23 protein-coding genes and 4 pseudogenes are annotated in these 19,722 nt (G+C 58.7%); 9 read left to right on the top strand and 18 right to left on the bottom strand.

What is annotated here, in order from left to right; translation table 11 throughout:
* Positions 1–142: 142 nt before the first annotated feature.
* The gene (locus METH_RS18685; protein ID WP_024092042.1) at positions 143–1,666 is read left to right on the top strand and encodes a VOC family protein; all 1,524 of its coding nucleotides are present in this window, start codon (positions 143–145) and stop codon (positions 1,664–1,666) included.
* Between the two features lie 83 nt (positions 1,667–1,749).
* Here METH_RS18685 and METH_RS23480 read toward each other — a convergent pair whose 3' ends face one another.
* Positions 1,750–2,217: a hemerythrin domain-containing protein gene (locus tag METH_RS23480; RefSeq protein ID WP_245603001.1), complete on the bottom strand. Its 468-nt coding sequence runs from the start codon at positions 2,215–2,217 to the stop codon at positions 1,750–1,752.
* A gap of 200 nt (positions 2,218–2,417) precedes the next feature.
* Positions 2,418–3,278: a pirin family protein gene (locus tag METH_RS18675; RefSeq protein WP_024092040.1), complete on the bottom strand. Its 861-nt coding sequence runs from the start codon at positions 3,276–3,278 to the stop codon at positions 2,418–2,420.
* 366 nt (positions 3,279–3,644) lie between these two features.
* Between METH_RS18675 and METH_RS23475 the strand changes: the two are divergent.
* The 5 genes and pseudogenes from METH_RS23475 to METH_RS18655 all read left to right on the top strand — a co-directional run.
* Positions 3,645–4,004: pseudogene (locus tag METH_RS23475) on the top strand (transposase); the annotation flags it as partial.
* Between the two features lie 38 nt (positions 4,005–4,042).
* Positions 4,043–4,189: pseudogene (locus tag METH_RS25475) on the top strand (IS5/IS1182 family transposase); the annotation flags it as partial.
* A 256-nt stretch (positions 4,190–4,445) separates the two neighbouring features.
* Positions 4,446–5,367 (top strand): annotated as a pseudogene (locus tag METH_RS23470) (transposase).
* 170 nt (positions 5,368–5,537) lie between these two features.
* Positions 5,538–5,867 (top strand): annotated as a pseudogene (locus tag METH_RS18660) (hypothetical protein); the annotation flags it as partial.
* Positions 5,868–5,965: 98 nt separating this feature from the next.
* Positions 5,966–6,973 carry a LysR family transcriptional regulator gene (locus METH_RS18655; RefSeq protein ID WP_281173402.1) on the top strand — a complete coding sequence of 336 codons (1,008 nt, stop codon included), beginning with the start codon at positions 5,966–5,968 and terminating at the stop codon, positions 6,971–6,973.
* Between the two features lie 75 nt (positions 6,974–7,048).
* Here METH_RS18655 and ycaC read toward each other — a convergent pair whose 3' ends face one another.
* From ycaC to METH_RS24135, 6 genes are all read right to left on the bottom strand, one after another.
* Positions 7,049–7,675 (bottom strand): isochorismate family cysteine hydrolase YcaC, encoded by a 627-nt coding sequence (ycaC, locus tag METH_RS18650; RefSeq protein WP_024092035.1) that lies wholly within the window; start codon positions 7,673–7,675, stop codon positions 7,049–7,051.
* 320 nt (positions 7,676–7,995) lie between these two features.
* On the bottom strand, positions 7,996–9,324 hold the full coding sequence (locus METH_RS18645) for an alpha/beta hydrolase (protein ID WP_245602926.1): 1,329 nt from the start codon (positions 9,322–9,324) through the stop codon (positions 7,996–7,998).
* Positions 9,325–9,883: 559 nt separating this feature from the next.
* Complete coding sequence (locus tag METH_RS18635; RefSeq protein ID WP_245602925.1) at positions 9,884–10,054, bottom strand: CsbD family protein; 171 nt, start codon at positions 10,052–10,054, stop codon at positions 9,884–9,886.
* Positions 10,055–10,175: 121 nt separating this feature from the next.
* Positions 10,176–10,640: a baeRF12 domain-containing protein gene (locus METH_RS18630; RefSeq protein ID WP_024092032.1), complete on the bottom strand. Its 465-nt coding sequence runs from the start codon at positions 10,638–10,640 to the stop codon at positions 10,176–10,178.
* Complete coding sequence (locus METH_RS18625) at positions 10,630–10,842, bottom strand: hypothetical protein (RefSeq protein ID WP_024092031.1); 213 nt, start codon at positions 10,840–10,842, stop codon at positions 10,630–10,632. The genes METH_RS18630 and METH_RS18625 overlap by 11 nt, the downstream gene beginning before the upstream one ends.
* On the bottom strand, positions 10,835–11,338 hold the full coding sequence (locus METH_RS24135) for a hypothetical protein (RefSeq protein ID WP_024092030.1): 504 nt from the start codon (positions 11,336–11,338) through the stop codon (positions 10,835–10,837). The genes METH_RS18625 and METH_RS24135 overlap by 8 nt, the downstream gene beginning before the upstream one ends.
* Positions 11,339–11,625: 287 nt before the next feature.
* Here METH_RS24135 and METH_RS18620 point away from each other — a divergent pair, with 287 nt between their 5' ends.
* Positions 11,626–13,122, top strand: a complete 1,497-nt coding sequence (locus tag METH_RS18620; protein WP_245602924.1) for a mechanosensitive ion channel domain-containing protein — start codon at positions 11,626–11,628, stop codon at positions 13,120–13,122.
* Between the two features lie 45 nt (positions 13,123–13,167).
* On the opposite strand, the gene METH_RS18615 is transcribed toward METH_RS18620, so the two are convergent.
* From METH_RS18615 to METH_RS24395, 10 genes are all read right to left on the bottom strand, one after another.
* Positions 13,168–14,151, bottom strand: coding sequence for an AI-2E family transporter (locus tag METH_RS18615; RefSeq protein WP_245602923.1), 984 nt, complete (start codon positions 14,149–14,151; stop codon positions 13,168–13,170).
* Between the two features lie 53 nt (positions 14,152–14,204).
* On the bottom strand, positions 14,205–14,969 hold the full coding sequence (locus METH_RS18610; protein WP_024092027.1) for a hypothetical protein: 765 nt from the start codon (positions 14,967–14,969) through the stop codon (positions 14,205–14,207).
* Positions 14,956–15,357 carry a phage holin family protein gene (locus METH_RS18605; protein WP_024092026.1) on the bottom strand — a complete coding sequence of 134 codons (402 nt, stop codon included), beginning with the start codon at positions 15,355–15,357 and terminating at the stop codon, positions 14,956–14,958. Before METH_RS18605 ends, METH_RS18610 begins: the two co-directional genes overlap by 14 nt.
* The gene (locus METH_RS18600) at positions 15,344–15,781 is read right to left on the bottom strand and encodes a hypothetical protein (RefSeq protein ID WP_156927526.1); all 438 of its coding nucleotides are present in this window, start codon (positions 15,779–15,781) and stop codon (positions 15,344–15,346) included. The genes METH_RS18605 and METH_RS18600 overlap by 14 nt, the downstream gene beginning before the upstream one ends.
* Positions 15,782–15,906: 125 nt before the next feature.
* The gene (locus METH_RS18595; protein WP_024092024.1) at positions 15,907–16,092 is read right to left on the bottom strand and encodes a PLD nuclease N-terminal domain-containing protein; all 186 of its coding nucleotides are present in this window, start codon (positions 16,090–16,092) and stop codon (positions 15,907–15,909) included.
* Between the two features lie 180 nt (positions 16,093–16,272).
* Complete coding sequence (locus METH_RS18590) at positions 16,273–16,554, bottom strand: hypothetical protein (protein ID WP_024092023.1); 282 nt, start codon at positions 16,552–16,554, stop codon at positions 16,273–16,275.
* Positions 16,555–16,609: 55 nt separating this feature from the next.
* Positions 16,610–16,771: a DUF1328 domain-containing protein gene (locus tag METH_RS23460; protein WP_024092022.1), complete on the bottom strand. Its 162-nt coding sequence runs from the start codon at positions 16,769–16,771 to the stop codon at positions 16,610–16,612.
* A 414-nt stretch (positions 16,772–17,185) separates the two neighbouring features.
* Positions 17,186–17,434, bottom strand: coding sequence for a hypothetical protein (locus METH_RS18580; RefSeq protein ID WP_024092021.1), 249 nt, complete (start codon positions 17,432–17,434; stop codon positions 17,186–17,188).
* Between the two features lie 455 nt (positions 17,435–17,889).
* Positions 17,890–18,438, bottom strand: a complete 549-nt coding sequence (locus METH_RS18575) for an RNA polymerase sigma factor (RefSeq protein WP_024092020.1) — start codon at positions 18,436–18,438, stop codon at positions 17,890–17,892.
* The gene (locus METH_RS24395) at positions 18,435–18,602 is read right to left on the bottom strand and encodes a NepR family anti-sigma factor (protein ID WP_169731253.1); all 168 of its coding nucleotides are present in this window, start codon (positions 18,600–18,602) and stop codon (positions 18,435–18,437) included. Before METH_RS24395 ends, METH_RS18575 begins: the two co-directional genes overlap by 4 nt.
* Positions 18,603–18,995: 393 nt before the next feature.
* On the opposite strand from METH_RS24395, the gene METH_RS18570 reads away from it, so the two are divergent.
* Complete coding sequence (locus METH_RS18570) at positions 18,996–19,484, top strand: hypothetical protein (protein WP_024092018.1); 489 nt, start codon at positions 18,996–18,998, stop codon at positions 19,482–19,484.
* Between the two features lie 10 nt (positions 19,485–19,494).
* Entirely contained in the window at positions 19,495–19,620 is a 126-nt protein-coding gene (locus METH_RS18565; RefSeq protein WP_024092017.1) for an entericidin A/B family lipoprotein, read from the top strand.
* Positions 19,621–19,722 lie beyond the last annotated feature (102 nt).

The raw sequence follows: 19,722 nt of genomic DNA, 5'->3' as shown, positions 1-19,722 counted from the left end.
GCGTGAACTCCTTTCCGAAGGCCGGCCGGGGTATCAAGGGATTGCACAGCAGCATTGCCAGCGCCGGGAGCTTTCACGCGATACCGGATATGCTAGCAAGGAGCGCAGAAGCGGAGAGGGCGATGGCTCGCGGGGCCGGTAAGTGACGACGGGAATCCATCACGTCACAGCGCTTACCCGGAATGTTCAGCGCAACGTGGACTTCTACGCCGGTTTCCTGGGGCTGCGTCTGGTCAAACAGACCGGCGGCTATGAAGACGGCGAACAGCTCCATCTGTTTTACGGTGACAATCTAGGCACTCCAGGCTCAATCATCACTTTCCTGGTCTGGCAGGAAGGCGCGTCCGGCCGCGTGGGACTGGGGCAAGTCAGCGAGATTGCTTTCGCCGTGCCGCCCGCAAGTATCGGAGACTGGCTGCAGCGGGCGATAACGGCGGGCGTGCCGGTCTCAGGGCCTGAACGGGAATTGGGCGAGACCGTGCTCCGGTTGCGCGATCCGGACGGAATCATTGTCAAGCTCGTGGCCGTCGATCTGCCCACCGCAGCGCCGCTGGAAAATCCGCTGGCTCCGACACGTATCCGGTCAGTTACGATACTGACCGGCGATGCCCGTGCCACAGCAGCGTTTGCCGAGCGGTTCGGGTATCGTGAGGCAATGCGTGACGGGCCATACACGCGCTTGGCCTCGGACACGGATGTGATCGACCTGCGGCAGTCGGCCGGATTCGTGACGGGCGGGCCGGGAACGGGCACGTTCGATCACGTCGCCTTCCGCGCCCCAGACGCCAAAGCAGTGCGCCAGATGCGCCTTGACCTGAAAGATCATAATGGTCTGACCAACGTGCATGACCGTAAGTATTTCCTTTCATTGTACGTTCGTGAACCGGCGGGCACACTTTTTGAGTATGCCACCGATGCCCCAGGATTCACGGTGGACGAGGCCGCGGAGCATCTGGGGGACACTCTCCTGATCCCGGCCCATGATGCTTCCCGTGCTTTGGACCTTCGCGTGACGCTGCCGCAATTCGCACGGCCGGGCGAAGAGAGGCGGCCGATGCGCGACCTGCCCTTTGTTCATAGGTTTTATACTCCAGAGGATCCCGACGGTTCCGTTTATGTGCTGTTGCATGGAACAGGCGGCAACGAGTCTGATCTGATGCCTTTGGCGGCGCGAATAAACCCGCGCGCCACGCTCCTGGGGGTGCGAGGCCGGTCGACCGAAGAGGGCACTCAACGCTGGTTCCGGCGCTTCGAGCCCGAACGCTTCGACCAGGACGATATAAATTCCGAAGCCGCCGCGTTTATCTTTTTTGTTGGTGAGGTGATTAAAAGCTATGGGCTCGATCACGCGCAAATGACCTTTCTTGGCTATTCCAATGGTGCGAACTTCCTGGGGGCGCTGATGCGCTTGCATCCGGGAACCATTCAACGTGCCATCCTGCTGCGGGGAGGGGAGGTTCTGGAAAAAACGCCGTCCGCTGACTTAGGAAGTGTGCAGGTTCTCCAGTTGACCGGAACGCAGGATCCATTCGGGCGCCATGGCAATAGACTTGAGACCGCGCTGGCGGAGAGTGGCGCGGCAGTAACCGTTAAGCATATCGAGGCTGGTCACGACCTTTCGCCCGAGGACCCGCTCTTCGTCAGTGAATGGCTGACCAACCTATAGGGCAAGAACGGGTTTAACGCCCCGACCTGTCGCCTGGTGAAGATTAGCAAACTCGCTTTCTGTCACCTGTGTATCAGGACTCGTCATCCAAAATCCGGATCGCTTCTCACGCGCTCAAGAAGCAGCGGAATGACGATCTCTTCCTTATCGCCGAGATGCTGTCGCAACAGCGGTGCAGTGTGTTTTATTAAGGCGAGCAACTCGTCCAGGGCGAAACGTTGATCACTGGTCATCACGCCCTCAGTTCGGCCGAGGCGCTCCAAACATTTGTGCGTAGCAGAAGCCAGCTTACCGAGGGCATCGTGGATTATGCGGTGATCTCTGTCGGGTATTTCGACCCCCTGCATGAGACTTGGCTCAGCGCGTTGGAACATAGGAAAATAGTGGTGGTCCTCGACATTGTGGTGTCCCTCCAAGCCGCCGAGCAGGCTGCCGGTGCGACGGCGCAGGGACGGGCCGCTATCATACGTCGTTTGACCGGATTCACATAGGCCCAAAAGGTCTTCATAGAACTTGTAGGTTGCTGCCCGGAAAGCATCGTGATTGGCCAGCCAGGTTTCCCCGGCGCCCGCCAGCGCTGACTGGGCCTGCCAGCTTCGTGCGGGTGTTTGCGAAAAGAAACCGCAACCCCTCGGAAAGACCTTTTCGGGTTCCGAGTCTTAGACCATGGTCCATTGTGCCCCCTCCTGAACAATGCGGGCGGCAGGAGAGCCCGCCGCCCATTATTGATGCGCAATGTCGGCCCGTGGATTTAGAGCTGACCGAAACGGCCGGAGTTAAACTCCTCAATCGCCTTACGGATTTCGCCCTCGGTGTTCATCACAAAGGGCCCGTAGGCGGCGACAGGCTCGTCAATGGGCTCACCTGCCAGGATCAGCAGCTTGGCGTCACTTGCCGCTGCAATTTCCACCTTGCCACCCTCACGCGAAAGCCGTGCAGTTGCAGGACCGGACAGCTGTGCTTCGGCATTGACCGTGACATCGCCCGAAAGCGCAACGACGATTACGTTGTATCCCTCGACGGGGTCGAGTGTGACGGTCTTGCCGGCGTTCAGTCTGAGATCCCACACGTCGAGCGGGGTGAAAGTATTCGTTGGCCCCTTAACACCGTCGTATTGCCCGGCGATGACCCGCACACGGCCGGCACCTTCGGCCAGGTCGATGGCTGGAATTTGCGCGTCGGTGATCCCCTGATAGCCGGGATCGGCCGATTTATGTTTGGCTGGCAGATTCACCCAGAGCTGAACCATCTCGAACGTCCCGCCCTTGGCGGTGAAGTCGTGACTGTGGAATTCTTTGTGCAGGATACCGCTGCCTGCCGTCATCCACTGCACATCGCCTTTGCGGATTACACCGCCCCGCCCGGTGCTGTCGCCGTGCTCGACTTCGCCTTCATAGACGATTGTCACAGTTTCAAACCCTTTGTGCGGATGCACATCGACACCGCGTGGCTTGGATGCCGGCCCGAATTCATAGGGGCCGCCGTAGTCCAGCATCAGGAACGGCGTGTTCTCATTGTCACCTGACATATGCGAGAACAGCGACCGTACGGGGAAACCGTCACCAACCCAGTGACCGCTCGGTGCAATGGTCGTCGAAAGAATCTTGCGCATCGGAACCTCCATTCAACACAGGGCGGCATCGCCGCTGTTGCTGAATAGATGGTCGGCATCATAGACTAGGCAAGTGCTTCCGCGTTCTGCATTGCCGAACGCTGGGTTTTGCAAACTGAGATAGGATGACCGGGCGCTGCAGCGGTAAAGTAATCCTACGGCGGGCGGCATAACAGTCAGCCACTCTAATCTTTACCGGCGCCAGGGAGGCTAACGGTGCGCGAAGGGGATCGTCAGACGCGTCCGGGTTACGGGCCAGAGCCGTAAACGGCGTCCCGATGCTATCCAGTCTGGTCTGCTTGGACGTTGTTGCAATTATCGCTGAAGGGGACTCACCGTGTGAAGCCTGACGGTTAAGTCAGGCACATGCCGGAACCTTCTCCGCCCCGCTGCCGCACGACCAACTGGTCCAGCCGCACCGCCGCGCTGCGCAATCGAGGCGCGTTGGCAGTCTGGTCCGACCCTGATATGGTCCGGCAGGCCTCAAAGTCCGGCAAGCGCGGACGTCCCGAGACTTTCTCCGATGCCGCTATCCAAACATGTCTTAGGCTGGAAATGCTATCCGGTCTCCCGCTGCGCCAGGCGGCCGGACGGGCCGGGAGCCTGATCCGGATGGCGGGGCGCGACTGGCCGGTGCCGGATTTTCCAGCGGTATGCCGGCGCCAGGCGCGGATCGCGGTGCAGATCCCGTACCGCGGATCCGGGCAGCCGCTGAACCTCCTGATCGCCTTCCGGGACATTGTTGCGCAATGCCCTGCCGAGCTACGGATGGCGCCTATGACACGCGGAGTTGCCTTGGCGCAATCGTCGGCCGAGGCGCTGAGGCGGTAATCCCGATCCGCCGCAATGGTTGCGCCTGGAAAGAAGACTGCCCCGCTGCCATCTCTCAAAACGAGATCCTGCGGGCAACCCTATGTCTGTATCCGTCTTCCCCGTCCCATTGAATTTCTTCGGAAGCGCGGGTTGATTTTCCCCTGGCCGGGCGCGTGCGAACTTGTCAAGGAGACCCTGGTGAACTCAGTTCTGCTGGAATGGAGGCGGCTTAGGCCCAGAGCTTTTGGGACGATCTATGGTTGAATCTGGTGTTTGGGCGGTTTGAAAGCTGGCGGTGCATCTGGTTGGTTTGATGCCGCCAAACAAACCACCAACCATCGAACACGCACCACCATGGATGACGCTACCATCATCGAATTTGCCGGTCGAGACACCGTGCCGGACCCGCTGACGGATCTTCTGCGCAAGGGCGCGCCGGAGCTTCTGCAAACGGCTGTCGAGAGGGAGTGGAACGCCTTCCTGGCCGAGTTTGCAAAACATCGCACCCCGGAGGTCCGGGCCGCGGTTGTTCGGAACGGACACCACCCCGAACGCGCCGTGCAGACCGGGATCGGCCCGGTCACGGTCCGGATCTCGAAGGTGCGCTCCAAGACTGGCGCGCCGGCGACGTTCCGCTCGGCGCTGGTCCCGCCTGGGGCTCAAAAGCCGGGGCCTCAACGCTCCGCAACTGGCCGTGGGCCCCTTTCATGGTTTGCAGGCAAACTACTGCCGGGCAATGGATGCGTCCATGGGATTTTGGGTTGCTCTGCAAGAGATATTCCCAGCCACTCGCCAGCAACGGTGCTGGATGCACAAAACCGGCAACGTTTTGAATTATCTGCCAAGGCGCAGTCAGCCCAAGGCAAAGAAGGTGCTGCACGGCATCTGGCAGGCCGAGACCCGTGAAGATGCCCGCAAGGAGTTTGACTTGTTCGTCGGCACCTGCGAGGCGAAATACCCCAAGGCCGTCGAATGCCTGGTCAAGGACAGCGGCGAACTGCTTACCTTCTATGACTTATCCGCCCAACACTGGCTGAGCATCAGGACGTCAATTCCCATCGTGAGCGCGTTCGCCACCATCCGCCACCGCACGAAACGCACCAAGGAATGCCTGAGCAGGGTCGGGATGCTCCCCGTGATGTTCAAGCTCGGCCAATGCGCTGTGAAAAGCTGGCGCAAGCTGCGCGGCTTCGCTCATCTCGGGGACGTCATCGAAGGCGTCCATTTCATCAACGGCATCAAGCCATCAACACAAGATCAGGCCGCCGCGCGATGACCACCCAAACACCAGATTTGACAATAGCTCGTCGCCATCGGAACGGTCTGCAGGATCTTCGCGTCCAGGTCGCGGTGCTTCAGCAGCTGGTAGCGCAGGCGGGAGGCCGGGTTCCGGGAAAAACTGACCAGCCCAGGAACCGGAATACTGCCTATTCCCGGCAGATGCGTTTCGACATGATCTGCGAAGCGAACGGGATCGAACACCGCCAGACCAAGCCCAACCATCCTTGGAGTTCCGAGGATCAGAAAACAGTCCGGGGGACTGCTTTCCCGAGGGGCGGCCAGGTTGAGCGGATGAACCGTACGATCAAGGAGGCCACCGTTAAGCGCTTCCACTACGGCAACCACGAGCAGCTTCGCACGCACCTCGGCGACTTCACCGCAGCTTACAACTTTGCGCGCAGGCTAAAGACCCTCAGCGGCCTCATGCCTTACGAATACATCTGCAAAATCCTGACATCCGAGCCAGGTCGATTCATCTTAAATCCGATCCACTAGGTGCCGGGACTGAACACCCAAGCAGTTCCGACCTTCGGTAAAGGTGCCGGTACCACACTATCTTTGCCACCTTGCCAATTCTTGCGCCGGAGACGATGTTGAGACATCGACGTTTCGGGCCGGTAATCAATGAAGAAGCTGGGTGTTGTGGTTTGACTATACGCTATTCTCTTGATGAGATTGAAACCTTCCTGACGGTAATGGAGCTTGGCACCGTCACCGCCACGGCCGCACGACTCAATCTTTCCAAATCGGTCATTAGCAAGCGGATTTCGGATTTCGAACTCTCGGTTGGAGCCGCTCTGTTCCGCCGCAATGCAGGACGGATCACCGCGACGGAATCCGCGTTGCAACTTGCAGAACGGCTTCGGCCAGCCCTTACAGAATTGGTTGCGGCGGCCGAAAGCGCTGCATCCGAGAACGCAATAAACACCTCCTTGCAAGGGTCCCTTGCCATTACAGCGCCAATGTCGTTTGGCACTATGTTCCTGTCTGAGATCCTTGCCGATTTTGCCCGTACTCATCCCGGTCTCGACCTGCGCATTGACTATGATGACCGCGCCCGCGACCTCCTGCGCGAAGGATACGATATAGGCATCCGCATCGGAGATGCCAGGGATGCGCACTTGATGCAGCGAAAGCTCTGCGAGGACAGGCAGATAGTGGTTGCAAGCGCAGACTACCTTGCGAGGCATGGAAACCCGGAAACCCTTGCGGATTTGCGAAATCATCAGGTTCTGAGCTACGCGCATCTCTCTGATGCAATGCTTTGGCAGTTCTCGGAGAACGGGCGCACCGTTTCACCGCAAGTGGCCGGGCGGATAACGTTAAACAACGGCGAGGCCATGCGCGAAATGGCCATTGGCGGGGTGGGGTTGGCAATACTGCCGGGATTTGTCGTTTCCTCAGCTATAAGGGAAGGCAAGCTTCAACGGGTGTTACCGGATTGCGCGGCAAGAACTCTGCCAGTTTTAGCGGTTTGGCCGCCAATCTCGCCCATGCCCGCAAAGCTGCGCGTTTTGATTGATCACATGGTTTCGTGCTTGTCAGAGCAACGCCCTTGGGACGCGAGTCCCGACTTTGATCGTCAGGGCGGTATGAAATAATCTGGAAAAGGGTGCCCTTGGCGGCTGCAAACCCCGCCAAGGGCGCGCGTGGCAATTACTCAGAACATGGCGAGCCTATGACGTGACGGGCGTCGCGTTGTAGCTGCTGATCAGATTGCGGTAGTCCGGGATGTGGTTGGAGAACAGTGCACCCAAACCTTCGATATCGTTCCGCCAGTCACGATGCAGCTCGCAGGCCAGGCCGAACCATGACATCAGCTGGGCTCCCGCGGCGGACATTCGATCCCAGGCGGCGTCTCTGGTCAGCGGGTTGAAGGTGCCCGACGCGTCCGTCACCACAAAGACATCATAGCCTTCTTCGATCGCCGACAAGACTGGAAATGCCACGCAAACTTCGGTGACGACACCGGCAACAATCAGCTGCTTCTTGCCTGTGGCCTTCACGGCAGCAACAAAGTCTTCGTTGTCCCAGGCGTTAATCTGCCCGGGGCGGGCGATGTAAGGGGCCTCTGGGAATAGCTCCTTCAATTCAGGGACCAGCGGCCCGTTGGGGCCGTCCTCAAAACTGGTGGTCAGAATTGTTGGCAGGCCGAAGTATTTAGCAGAATCAGCCAGAGCCAAAACATTGTTCTTGAACTTGTCGGGATCGATATCCCGCACCAGAGACAATAGCCCGGCCTGGTGGTCGACCATCAGAACAGCGGCATCATCTTTATTGAGGCGTTTGTAAGGAGTTGTCATATGCGTTTCCTTTCTTTTGTTGCCGCAAGAGGAAGAGGGATCAAGTGTGTGCTTGGCGTCTCAAATCACCTTCACAAAAGTTCAGTGAAGGCAAATCCCGCCACATGCGGCGGAGTAGACATAACATCTTTCTCCATAGGTTTCGCGACCGGACTGGTGGAATGCCGTGTTCGGATAAAGCGAACACCTTCCGGCCCGCTTCCAGCTGCAACCAGCCTCCTGTTTCACTCGGGACTGTCGCCACGAACTCACAACTGCAAGCCAGTGAGCAAATCCGGCCAAGACGCCAAGCTGTTGCAGTTGCCGGTTATGGTGCCAGCTTAACGCGACGACCTGGAGCCGTCGTCGATAGGCCGTGGGCCCGGATAGTGCGACGGCAGCAGCCAGAACCCATCTCCAAGGTCAACAAGCGGCCTGGACGCGCTTCCAGGCTTTGTGCCGGTGCGCAGGGCCAAGACTATGTCTGATAGGACGGCAGGGTTTCTTCTGAAGTAGGTATGGCTGTTGCTGCTATCGCCATTCTCCACCCTGATAAAATAGACCAAGGCATCCCGCAGAAGAGAATTGAATTCAGCCGGAGCCAAGTCCTCGCGCTGCAGTTTTCCGAACCTGACGGTGCGGGTCAAAATCGCAGAGAGCCAAAGGGCAAAGTCATTTGGGTTGATGTAGAAATTCAGTTGCTCGAAGGCTTCCTCGACACGCTCTGTTGCGAGGCGCTGACGCACCACCCCGACATCAAGGTCGGCGGCGGCTAAAATCAGCGTTCCTGTTTTCATCGCGCGCCTTGGAATTAACCCGGCGGCACGATGCTGAATAACAAGCTCGCGGATTCCGTCCATCGCAACATCCGACCCATGGGAATGCGCAACGATGTCGATACGCTTTACCTCTGGCACTTCCGCCAGCAGCCGCAAAAGCTCCTTGAAATGGAACACGCTGAAGTCGCCTGCGGCGCTGTCGCGGAAGTACCCTAATATTCCCGGGTTTCCTGCGGGCCATGAAAATACCAGCGGCAGGCTCTTGCGCCCGGAGAAGTGCCACAAATTCGCAAGTGTCGAGAGGCTTTCGTCGAACGTGTTATTCACGCCGTGAATATAAAGCAGAACACTGTCCTGCTTCTGACTTGAAAGTTTCTTGCTCAGGGCTTGCTTGAAGGCACGGCCCTGTTTTTGGTAGGTCAACAGGGGGGCAGTTTGGAACTCTACCGTATCTCCCCTCCTGTCTACCGGCAGCGGGAATGGCAGGAAGTGGACGACTTCCTTGACATCGCCGATAGTAAGAGGCGTCCAATTGCGGTTTTCTTCACCGGTGGTCCTTCGCAACAGGGTGTCCCAATCGGCGACGTCAAATTTTACTGTTGCCTCTCCAAAGAACATGGAATCAGATCTTTGTTTGCCAAAGAAACCTCGTTGCCCACCGCTGCCCGCAGGCTGGCGGTTGGTTACGAAGAATAACTTCGGATCAATGCTGCGCAGCGGTTCCGGAATTTCGCCAGCAGGGTACTCCTCTCCATTGAGGTAAATATTGGGTGGAGGCGACAATTGCGTCTGTTTGGGAGCGCAGCCCATTGTCGCAACTATCATCGCTATCAAGACGCGCCTCATCACTTTATCGCCTGCCTTTCTGACCAACCAGCGGCCAAGCTGCACTCTGTCAGCCGATACAATACAGATAGAAATGCCATCAGGCCCGGATGGAACTGTGTCTCCACGCTCCACGGCAAGACCTTCGGGTGGCCAGCCAGTTGCCAGAGCGCACACAAGCGCTTCGGTCTTAACTAACCTTACACAGGGTGGTGCCTTTTACATTGGCCCGCGCGTCCTTTGCTGACAAGACATAGCTCTGGACGCTGGACTCAACCTTGCAGGAAAAATTTCAGCCCGTCGAGAATGCGTTGCCAAGTGTGAACGTCACAAGCCTGACCCGCCGCCAAGCCTCACTTGCCACCGTGGAAAGCAAATTGACCAGTTCGTGGAATCGGAATGTGCTTCATGGCGCTCAAGGCACTGTTTAAGAGGATCAGATTGCGCGAATGTCCACATTTCAAGCTGGATGGGGTCCGCGAGTTGTTTGTTGCCCTTGGCAAGTGCTGCCTTCAAGAGATTCTCAACCTCCTGAGGCGAGCACAGTCTCCTCAGGTCGCCCTTGGAAGCCCTATGGCCTTTCCAAAGGCCGGCAGCGGCGTCGCTTTCTGGTCTGCGGGATGAGTCAGATGCTCTCCAACTTGCGGTCGACAGTCTGGCGGGCTTCATCCGTGGTCTTTCTTAGTTTCCGGTGCAGCAGTCCTTCCAGGTTTTCACGCTCGCCTTTGACCTTCTCCAGCCCGTCGTCTGTCAGATCTCGAAAGCCTGCACGCGGGCGCCCTTGAGTTCCGTCCAATTGCCAGCGAAACGGTTGAAGTCTGGCTCATATGCATTTTGGGAACTCAGACGAAAATCGCAAGTAGGCCGCGGCGGCGTGCTCGTTTGGAACACGCCGCCGCGGCTGCGATGTTCCACGGTCAGGCCGCGTTTTCGGCCTCGCGCAGGATGGCCTGCTCGATCTCGTCCAGCGGGTGGTTGGTCAGCACCTTCGGCACGTCCAGCATTAGCTTCTCGGTCACTTCGGGGTGCATTTCATTACGCAGTGCGCTGAGCACCGGGCGGCTGGCAGCTATCAGAAGCGTATCGAACTTTCCCGCATGGGCTGCTTTATACAGGTCTTCCGCCACTGTTTTGGCAAAGCGGGCCTTTTCCAACTGGTGCCAGTCGGTGTCATCGACTGCGGAGCGCTGCACACCGGGGCCGTCATTGAAACGGCCGGGGCGGCTTGCGGCCCAGTCCTGCGCCTTTGGATTGTCCTGCTCTTCCTTGCGTCGCACGGTGAGGTGTATGTTCTGTTCATCGCCCTGGTTAACAAGGTACAATGCCTTCTCGCCGTCAGCGATGAGCACCCAAGCTCCGGATGGAATTCCCTTAACTGCCATCACCACTGCCCTCCTGTTCCTTGGACTTGGTAACGCGGGTTGCCCCGGCTGGTCTCTCCTGGGCACGCTTCAACTCGTCTTCGGTGCCGATGTCGCGGGCCAGACGGCCGCCGGTGCGGCCCTGGTGGGCTACGCCGCCCTGTTTTCCCAACACTTCGTCGGTTTCCTTGCGTCCGTCTTTGGATCTGTGACGTTCAGCCATAACGTTCTCCTTTTATTTGAGATGGCGGTGGAAGCGGAAGGAAAAGGGCCGTAAGGCACGACCATTTGCCCATTCCGCATCGGCAGCGGCGCTCGACAAAATGGGAGCAACCATGCATCGAGTCCAACCCGGACTTGGACTGGCCAACCGCCTTGAATGCGGAGTAGAAGGCCAAGCTAAGGCTGGCACATGCGGCGATGCCGAGCGTCGTTCTGTCCGCCGCCAGCACCTGGCGCAATTTCTCGAACGGGATGGAACCGGCTTCTTTCGGCACCACTCCTGTAAGTATTTGGGAGTCCTCTAACATCACGCTGGGGGACAGCGTGATACATGCCAAAGCCACCCCGGCGGTGGTGGAAGGGAACAGGAAAACAAGTGTGCGCAAGGCGATACTTGGAGTGAGAACACCTGAGCTTGCTGCTTTTTGGCACACCCAGGTGTGGCGTAAGAGGCTGATGCTTCCGGGTGCCGGTTCGCGTGTCTCCTGCATCGCCATTGGCATCCTCCTGCGCTGTGGGTTCACAAGCTCAACGCGCGGGATGGGGAAGTTGTTCCGCCTTGATGCGTTCAGAAGAAAAAGACCATCCGCAACCTTCCAAGTTCAACGCTGAGTTTCATTAGCTGTCGCAAGGCATATTTTTCCAGAGGAGCGCGCCAGGGATCTGGTCCCCGCGGACCTTCAGGTAATTTTGGGCGCTTGATGGCAGATGTGCACCTCGTCTCATGGTGCACCGTGCGGGTGCCGCAAGGCGTGTTCAAAGCAGGGATTCTGCTTTATGTCCTTTGTATGATGGCCAGTCCGCCTGCAGAGCAGCTGCGCGCAACGGTATTGGATTTGATCGTGAGGATGCGGAATTGACCTGTAGAGTGACTTACACCCGGCAGCACCTGAAAGGCATCCTGACACTAGGACCGAGGCTGAAGTCGCTTCTGCATTGCGTGGTTGTTACTGCTGCACTTTGCCTGGGGGGCGGCAGCGGTAAAGCCCAGACTGCGGCTGATCCGGTGCAGACCGACAGTCTGATCGAAGTCGGCGATGCGGCAGTGCGCGATGGTGCGATTCTAAGCAGGATAGAGAAACTGCTCGCTGAAATTGACGGATATAGTGCCGTGAAGGTGTCGGTGTCCGAAGGGGTCGTCCGTGCCACCGGCCCAGTGATTGACAATGCGGCCCAGGACCGGCTGACGCAGATCATCAACCGTGTGGCCGGTGTCGTCGCAATAGAGAATGAAACCGAAATCAGCGGCACCCTCGAGGAAAGGCTGGCACCAGCGGTGGACCGGATTGCAGCACGCACACGGAACCTGCTGGCGAACGGTCCCATCTTCCTGGTCGCGGTGACGTCTTTCTTGCTGGTGGCGGCAGGGGGCTGGCTTCTGACCACGCGCATCGGCATCTGGACCCGGCTGGCGCCCAACCCTTTCATTGCAGACGTTTACCGCGCGGTGGCGCGTATCCTGTTCATTCTGACTGGACTGGTTCTGGCACTGGATATCATGAACGCAACAGCCTTGATCGGAGCGGTGCTCGGGGCGGCAGGTGTGGTTGGCCTCGCGCTTGGTTTTGCCGTGCGTGACACGGTGGAGAATTTCATCGCCTCCATCCTGCTCAGCTTGCGCCAGCCGTTTCGGCCGAATGATTATGTGGACATCCAGGGCGACCAGGGAACGGTGGCGCGGCTGACTTCGCGGGCGACCATCCTGATTTCTCCTGAGGGCAATCATATCCGAATACCCAATGCCACCGTTTTTAAAGGGCGGATCGTGAATTTCACCCGCGATCCCCATCGCCGCTTCGGCTTCGATTTGGGGGTGGATGCCGATGCTGATCTGGCGGCGGCGTTGTCCACCGCCGTAGCCGCACTCGAGGAGCAGCCGTTTGTACTCGAGGATCCCGAAGTCGGTGCCTGGGTCAGCGAGGTCGGGGATTCCAACGTTATTCTGACTTTTACCGGCTGGGTGGATCAGACACAGGTGGATTTCGCCAAGGCGCGCGGCGAGGCGATCCGAGCCGCAAAATTGGCGCTGGAAGGCGCAGGTTTCGGTCTCCCCGAGCCTATCTACCGGGTTCGGTTGGACGGGGCACAGGACCAGACAGCTGCCGCCCCGGCGAAACGTATTGGCACCCGGCAGTCCGGCCTGGCGGCCAGCAGTTCCGATCTGCCAGAGGCCGCTGATCCAGCACGTGCTGAGCTACCCTCTGAAGGAGCAGCAGAGCGTGAACGTGAAGGGTTGGATGGCGGGGAAAATCTGCTGGATGCGCAGCAGCAGGCTGAGTGAGGCCTGGCAGCCGCCAATACTTCCGGAGCGGCGGGGGGCCGTTCTTCAGAGGATCTTCTCCAGCGGGTCGTCCACCTGCTTCTCCGGCAAACTGTGGCGTGGATCCAGCATCACACCCAGCCACAGCAGAAGCGGGAGCGCCACAATGGCGCCGATCGGTCCCCACAGCCAGAGCCCGAAGATGATGGCAAGGAAGACCAGCAGCGGATTCATTGCCATGCGGTTGCCAACCATCAGCGGGGTAACGATATTTGCCTCAGTCAGGTTAATGAACAGGAACAATATCGGCGGCAGAACCGCATACAGGCCGTGAAACTGCAGTGCTCCGGCAATCGCCAGTCCGATCATTATCAACAGCGGACCGAGGTACAAAACGTAGTTCAGCAAGGACGCTGCAAGCCCCCATAGCACGGCGTACTCCACCCCTGCGGCCATAAGAACCGCAGCCGTCATCACTCCCAGACCGGCATTCACTACGGTTATGGCGGCAAAATAGCGGGCGACAGCCTTATCGGCATGCTTGAGGCGGCCATACATTGCACCGGTTAGGCGATAGAGGTCGTCCCGGGTCAGTGTGAAGAAAAACAATGTGCCTACGAAGATGAAGACCTGAGAGAGAAAGCTGGGCGCCAGCCATAGGGCGTTTCCCACCGAAGGGATGGCAGCCTGGGGTTCGACCGAGTCAGCGCCAACAGTGTTTTCAATTTCCTCGCTGATCGTCTCGATCCCGCGCAGCAAAGAAGAAGCTTGGTCGACTAGGGAAGATATGACGGACTTGATGCGCGGAAGCTCCTCGATCAGGGCGTTCACGACGGGTTCGATAAGCAGTATTGCGGTGGCTACAAACAGCGTGCAGGCCAGCAGAAGGGACAGGGCAACCGCCAGCCGTGGCACGCCAAAGCGCGCAAGTTTGTCTGCAAGCGGTGACACAACAATGCCTAGCACCAGAGCAAAGCTCATCGGTGCCAGGACCTGCTGGGCATGCTGCAATGCAGCTGTGATGCTGATGACCGTTAGGATCATCAGCATCACCCGCACCCCTCGGCCGCTGAGCGTGGTTTTCAGGATCCTTGGCATTCCCGTCAGCCAGCGGCTGTGTGCGGTGCCGGGCGGGATGGCCGCGTGTCAAGACTGGCGCTGGCAGTGCGGTGCAATTTGTCCATTTCCTCCCGCAAGGCGGCCTCGGCTTTGGCGGCCAGCGCATCACGGCGCGCGCCAAGCATCTCGTCTTCCTGACGGGTGGAGGGCAGCAATGCTCCGATCAGCGCGCCCAGACCCAGCGCTATAGCCCCGGCGGCCAGTGGGTTCTGATCGTAAAACGTCCGCGAGCGTGCCCCAGCCTTTGCGGCATGGGACTCGACCTTCTCCTGCGCCTGCAGGGCAGCAGTGCGCGCCTTCAGCACGCGCTTGCGGGCGGCGGCAGGCAGGACGTCCAGGCCTGCATTCAATGTCTCGCGCATCTTCCCAGCGCGGAGGTTTTCTTCACTCATACCGGTCATCTCCTCTTTGATGGCAGCATCAGCTGCGGCGACACGCGCGTCGAAACCGGCAAAGGCGGCCTCGGGGGGAACGGCAGCGGGGGGCGGCGGAGCAGTGCGCGGGCGGCTGCTGCCGTTCCCGGTGAACAGAAGGGCCAACCCGGCCCCTGCAAGCACCAGGGCTGCGGGATTACGCTTAGCTGCAGTGATGGCCTGGCGCCCCAGTTCGCCGCCATAGCCGTTTGCCGCCGCCGAGAGCTGTTCGGCCACCGATTGCGGGGCAACGGTGCCAGACAGGCCGGACAAGGTTTCGGCCAGCCGGCGGCGGTTTGCGTCCACGCGTTGTTCGATATCTTCAGTAGCGGGCATTTGCGGCCTCCCTGATGCTTGCGGCATCCTGCTTGACACTGCGGATGGTGCGGTTTGGCAAAAGCGCCTTGCTGCTAAGCCGCGATTTGCCGGCCAATACCAGGCCCATTGCAACCGCCATCAGCCCGCCGCCGACGATCAGCGCGGCCCACCCGGCCGACAGGCCCGAGGATGCAATCCAGGCGACCAGCGCCGCCGCCAGAACATGCATGCCTGCCAGCGCCATTAGCGCGGCGATGGCGAAACAGGTTAGCCCGGTTCCGGCGCGGGCGGCGTTCTCCTTAAGCTCACTCTTGGCAAGCTCTGCTTCACTGCGCAGCAACGCTGCGAAATGCTGGAGAGCTTCCGAGAACAATTCTGGCACTTGGCGCAGATCATGACGTGCCATAACCGGCCTCCCGGGTCATTTGTGTGCGGTCGGTGTCAAGGCTGCCCTGTTCGCTTGCTTTGAGGAAACGGGTGGCGGCAAATCCGGCCAGTGCGGCACCGCCGAGAAACAGCAGCGGGTTGCGGCGCGCAAAGGCGCTGACATCCCGCAAGCTTTGTTCGACATCCAAGGCACGAACCCGGTGGGCGGCGTCCTCAAGGTGGCCGGCAACGACCTGTGCGGCCTGCGCTTGCATGGTGCCTGGTTCAAATGCTTCGGCCGCGGCGCCAACAGCATCGGCTGTTGATTGCACTTCGCGGGCGGCCTGCGACTGCGCAGCATCAGCAGTGTCGCGGACTTTGTCCGCAACTGCGACTTTGGCCTTGCGGCTCAGATCGGCAGCTTGGGCACGGGCCTGCGTTTCCAAATCAGACGGAACGGTCATATCATCTGCCTCCTTGTTATCAGTGTTCAATGGGGAAACGCGCGCTCGCGCTATTTGTTCCCCGCATCGAAAGAAAACGGCCCGGCGTCCGAACGCCAGGCCGCGTCATGTTGGCTGCAGACCTGTCAAATGTTTGCAGCAGAGGATTTGGGACCTGCGATCAACCAGATGATGAAGCCCAGTACTGGCAGAATGAGAATAACGAGTGTCCACACGATCTTGGCAGCGGTGGAGGCACCCGAGGACAGGATTTGAATGATTGCGTAGATATCTGCAGCCAGTACGAGCAGGCCAATAATTCCATATTCCATAATTCGCTCCCTTGAGTCTGTTGCTCTGAGAAGGGAACGCGGGCCTAGGAAGATTGTTCCCGGTTCGGGACAAATTGCAGTTACTGGTACCCGCTGAAATTGGTGTGAGCCGTTCGCTTAATAAGCCAAAGCCGCGCTAAACGGCGCGGCTTTGGTTGGTTGCGAGGTAGGGGGTACAGGTCAGAAACGACTGCGCATTGCTAATCCGAGCAGGACACCAGCCCCCAAGGCCCCGGCAACAGCAAGGCCCGGATTTTTTTTCACAAATTCCTGACCCTCTTTGGCAAAGCGCTGCATCTCACCGGAACTGTACTGCAACCCGGCGTCGATTTGCTCCTGCGCCTGCTGAACCGTTTGCGCGGCCTGCTCCTTCACGCGCCCGGTAAGGTTGCCGGAGGCGTTGCCTGCGGCGGAGCCGGTGCTGCCTTTGGTTTGCTGCTGAGTTTCGGCTGAGTTGGTCATGTGTCTGACTCCTTGTGTTAGCTGCCATTCTGCTGTGCGCAGTTGGCGGGGCGGGTCAGCCTTTGAAGAGGCGGACAACGATCGAGAGAACGAAAAGTGCGAGGAAAATCACAAAGAGGATCTGTGCGATCCCAGCGGAAGCGCCTGCGATGCCGCTGAATCCAAGAACTGCGGCGACGAGTGCCACAATAAGAAACGTGATTGCCCAACCAAGCATGGCTCTTTTCCTTCGATGTTTGCGCGCTGCGATAAGCGTCACCTGGCAAGTCAACGGTTGAGCGGGAGAATGGTTCCAGAAGTGCCTCAAGGGTTGGTGTTTTTTCTGCACTATGTGGCGGCGAGCGAAGCGTTCGCGCAGAGAAGCAAGACCCGCGCGGGTCGATCGGCGGACGGGTTGTTCTTCGGTTAATGCCTGGTTTGTCGGCCTGACGTTGACCGGGGAGAACGGCCTTGACCATGGATAGCAATTTGAAGACTGCGGCCGAGCCGGGGCCGAAGAACGCCTTGAAACAAAGGCCCGGGGCGCGATCATGGTTGCGGACTCCGCTCGTCATGACGGCAAAGTTGCGGATGCTGCGCAATAAAAAAGCGCAGCGGCCTGCGCTGCGCTCTAAAAAGCCGGGACGACCTATTAGCCGTCGTTGTTAGCGTCTTCTTCAGGGCTTTGGATATCGATGGTGGGGACGGTCACGGTTACTTCCTCAGTGCCGGCTTCGATGTCGCCAACCTCGGCGTTGAATTCCGGCAGCTGACCGCCTTCGACGGAGACATCCACATCAGGGAGACGGGTCTCCTGGGTCTGGTCGACGTCAATCATGTAGATACCAAAAACCAGCACAAGGATGCCAGCGACTGCGGCAAAGATAATCGGGGCTTTCATGGTACTGTCCTTTCGGGTTGCTTCGCTGAGTTAACGTACCGTGGCTGGAAAGGTTTCGGTAAAAGCCATCCGATGCCCTGAAAATTACGTGTCTAAGAAAGTCACAACGCGTTGAGTAAAAAGGAAAATGACCCCCGCCGGGGGGGACGGGCGGGGGTCTAGTGATCGGCCCGATTGGGGACAGGGCCGGCAGCGTTTTGAGGCTGCTACCTTTAAAAGACGCACAGCTCGAGGAATTGTTCCCTGGAAATCCTCGGAACGCATAATTCTGCGGCTCTTGGCCGTTACAACTTCCTCACCGTTGGAAACGTAGTTCTGTTATCGCGGTGCAAGCAGCTGCCGAATTCGCCGGTGCACATTTTGTCACCTGGCCCGGCCGCGGGGAAGGAAACGGCGCAGAACAAATCCGCGTTTCTGACAATGGGCAGCACCTTTATAAGGCCCAGGCCGGACACTCAGGCCGCAGGATGGTTGGATAGAATTCCGGCCGTTACACTGTCAGTCAGCTCCAGCGTTTCACCATCTTTCAGATGCAGTAGATGCACCAGCGCAGCGCGGGCGCGCCCAACGCGGCTTTTGATCGTGCCGACCGCGACACCGCAAGTTTCGGCGGCTTCTTCATACGAAAACCCCCCCGCACCCACCAGGGTCAACGCCTCTCGCTGGCTGTCCGGCAGCTGGTCGAAGGCTTGCATGAAGTCGCGCATATTCAGTCGGCCGTCGTGATCGGGTTTGGAGGCCAGTGCCAAAGCCAGTGAACCGTCAGCATCTTCGACCTCACGCTTGCGCTTGCGGCGCAGCGAATAGAAAGTGTTGCGCAGAATGGTGAAGAGCCAAGCCCGCATGTTGGAGCCTGGTTTAAACTTTTCGATATTGGTCCAGGCCTTGATCAGCGTATCCTGCACCAAGTCATCCGCGGCTGCGGAATTCCGGGTAAGGCTGAGCGCAAAGGCGCGCAGCGCACCAAGATGCTCGGTCAACTCTTCGCGTGGGTCAGCGGTCATTGCATGTCCTTCTTTTGAAGGTCAGCCTTACGCAACTGGTCAAGCAGAACGGTGAACCGGTCCGGCAGCGGTTCCGTGGCCAGCTCCTGAAAGGCTCTCTTCAAGTTGCGGTCAATTTGATCCGCGGTTAGGCGCGCTTGATGGTTGTGTTCTAGCTTTGACATTCTTCCCTCTGCTCAACGCTCACCAGAGGCTAACGCGTGAAGATGGGAATGGTTCCAGCCGGAGCCCTCGTAACCGTTGTGGGATGCCCCCCCCCTTCAATCTCCGCGGATGCCACTCTGCAAGTTGAGGTCCAATGTCTCGCCCGTGTCCGAGCCCTTTGCCCAGAGGATACCGTGCCCCGATTTTGAATGCGCAGTTGCATGGCGCGCGTGGAAGCGCGTGTTCGTACCCTAGCGCGGGCAGCTGCACTCAGCTTGATGTTCTAAGGAAGAAAATAAATGAGCAACTGATCTGCTGCAGGTATCTCCAATAAATTCAGGAACCTTTCGAGAAACCCGGGCGTTTCTATGCTGCATCCCCAACAGGGGCAGAAATAGAAGGAGCATTCAAACATGACTCATCTGATCCGCACCACTGCTCTGGTGACGGCGATTGCGACGGCCGCTGTTGCTGGCTCTAAAGTCTCCGAAATCGACGTGACGGCCGATCTGAGCGCGATCGAGAATTACCCGGCGGCTGCGGTTTGGACCAGCCTTGAAACCGATTTGGAAACTGCCCTGGCCGAGCGCCTTGCCGGCCAAATTGCGGGTAAAGACGCGGGTGAAGCGGCAGAGATTCATGTCGAGATCGATTCTGTTATGCTGGCCAGCAATTTCGAACAGGCGCTGGGCGTTGGAGAATGGATGCTGAAAGGCGATGTGGACATCGATATGCCTGACGCGTCCAAGGATATGCGTTATGACCTGACTGTCTCTGCGGACCAGCTGAGTGCCTATTACCCCGAAGGCACTGACCCTGCCACCGCCACCGTTGACAGCGAAATGTTCTACACCGCCGTCATCGATGCCTTCGCAGGCAACATTGCGTCGAAACTGAAGTAAGGAGACCATAATGCGTATCTTTCTCGCAATTTTCGCACTGGCCGGCCTGGCAGCTTGTGAAACAACCGAAGGCTTCGGCAGGGACGTGTCGAATCTTGGTAATGAAATCACTGAAGAGTCCCAGGAAGCCCAGTAACGCTTTGCTGCGTCGCAGCTGCACATAGGCCCGGCGTTTTAACAGCGCCGGGCCTTTTGCGCCGCCTGCGTTGACATGCCAGGCAACGCGCGCTGCCAACGG

The organism is Leisingera methylohalidivorans DSM 14336 (genome assembly GCF_000511355.1).
GTDB lineage: Bacteria > Pseudomonadota > Alphaproteobacteria > Rhodobacterales > Rhodobacteraceae > Leisingera > Leisingera methylohalidivorans.
Note: the sequence above shows the minus strand (reverse complement) of the source record. Positions and strands in the feature narration are given on the sequence as shown.

Bases quoted from the DNA above. Each gene is read 5' to 3' on its own strand.
- METH_RS18605 (WP_024092026.1), bottom strand. From the start codon at position 15,357: ATGGCACGTCATGATCTGCGCCAAGTGCCAGAATTGTTCTCGGAAGCT.
- METH_RS18610 (WP_024092027.1), bottom strand. From the start codon at position 14,969: ATGCCCGCTACTGAAGATATCGAACAACGCGTGGACGCAAACCGCCGC.
- METH_RS18615 (WP_245602923.1), bottom strand. From the start codon at position 14,151: ATGCTGATGATCCTAACGGTCATCAGCATCACAGCTGCATTGCAGCAT.
- METH_RS18675 (WP_024092040.1), bottom strand. From the start codon at position 3,278: ATGCGCAAGATTCTTTCGACGACCATTGCACCGAGCGGTCACTGGGTT.
- ycaC (WP_024092035.1), bottom strand. From the start codon at position 7,675: ATGACAACTCCTTACAAACGCCTCAATAAAGATGATGCCGCTGTTCTG.
- METH_RS18570 (WP_024092018.1), top strand. From the start codon at position 18,996: ATGACTCATCTGATCCGCACCACTGCTCTGGTGACGGCGATTGCGACG.
- METH_RS18580 (WP_024092021.1), bottom strand. From the start codon at position 17,434: ATGAAAGCCCCGATTATCTTTGCCGCAGTCGCTGGCATCCTTGTGCTG.
- METH_RS23460 (WP_024092022.1), bottom strand. From the start codon at position 16,771: ATGCTTGGTTGGGCAATCACGTTTCTTATTGTGGCACTCGTCGCCGCA.
- METH_RS18630 (WP_024092032.1), bottom strand. From the start codon at position 10,640: ATGGCAGTTAAGGGAATTCCATCCGGAGCTTGGGTGCTCATCGCTGAC.
- METH_RS24395 (WP_169731253.1), bottom strand. From the start codon at position 18,602: ATGTCAAAGCTAGAACACAACCATCAAGCGCGCCTAACCGCGGATCAA.
- METH_RS18590 (WP_024092023.1), bottom strand. From the start codon at position 16,554: ATGACCAACTCAGCCGAAACTCAGCAGCAAACCAAAGGCAGCACCGGC.
- METH_RS18600 (WP_156927526.1), bottom strand. From the start codon at position 15,781: ATGACCGTTCCGTCTGATTTGGAAACGCAGGCCCGTGCCCAAGCTGCC.
- METH_RS24135 (WP_024092030.1), bottom strand. From the start codon at position 11,338: ATGGCGATGCAGGAGACACGCGAACCGGCACCCGGAAGCATCAGCCTC.
- METH_RS18575 (WP_024092020.1), bottom strand. From the start codon at position 18,438: ATGACCGCTGACCCACGCGAAGAGTTGACCGAGCATCTTGGTGCGCTG.
- METH_RS18595 (WP_024092024.1), bottom strand. From the start codon at position 16,092: ATGGAATATGGAATTATTGGCCTGCTCGTACTGGCTGCAGATATCTAC.
- METH_RS18625 (WP_024092031.1), bottom strand. From the start codon at position 10,842: ATGGCTGAACGTCACAGATCCAAAGACGGACGCAAGGAAACCGACGAA.
- METH_RS18565 (WP_024092017.1), top strand. From the start codon at position 19,495: ATGCGTATCTTTCTCGCAATTTTCGCACTGGCCGGCCTGGCAGCTTGT.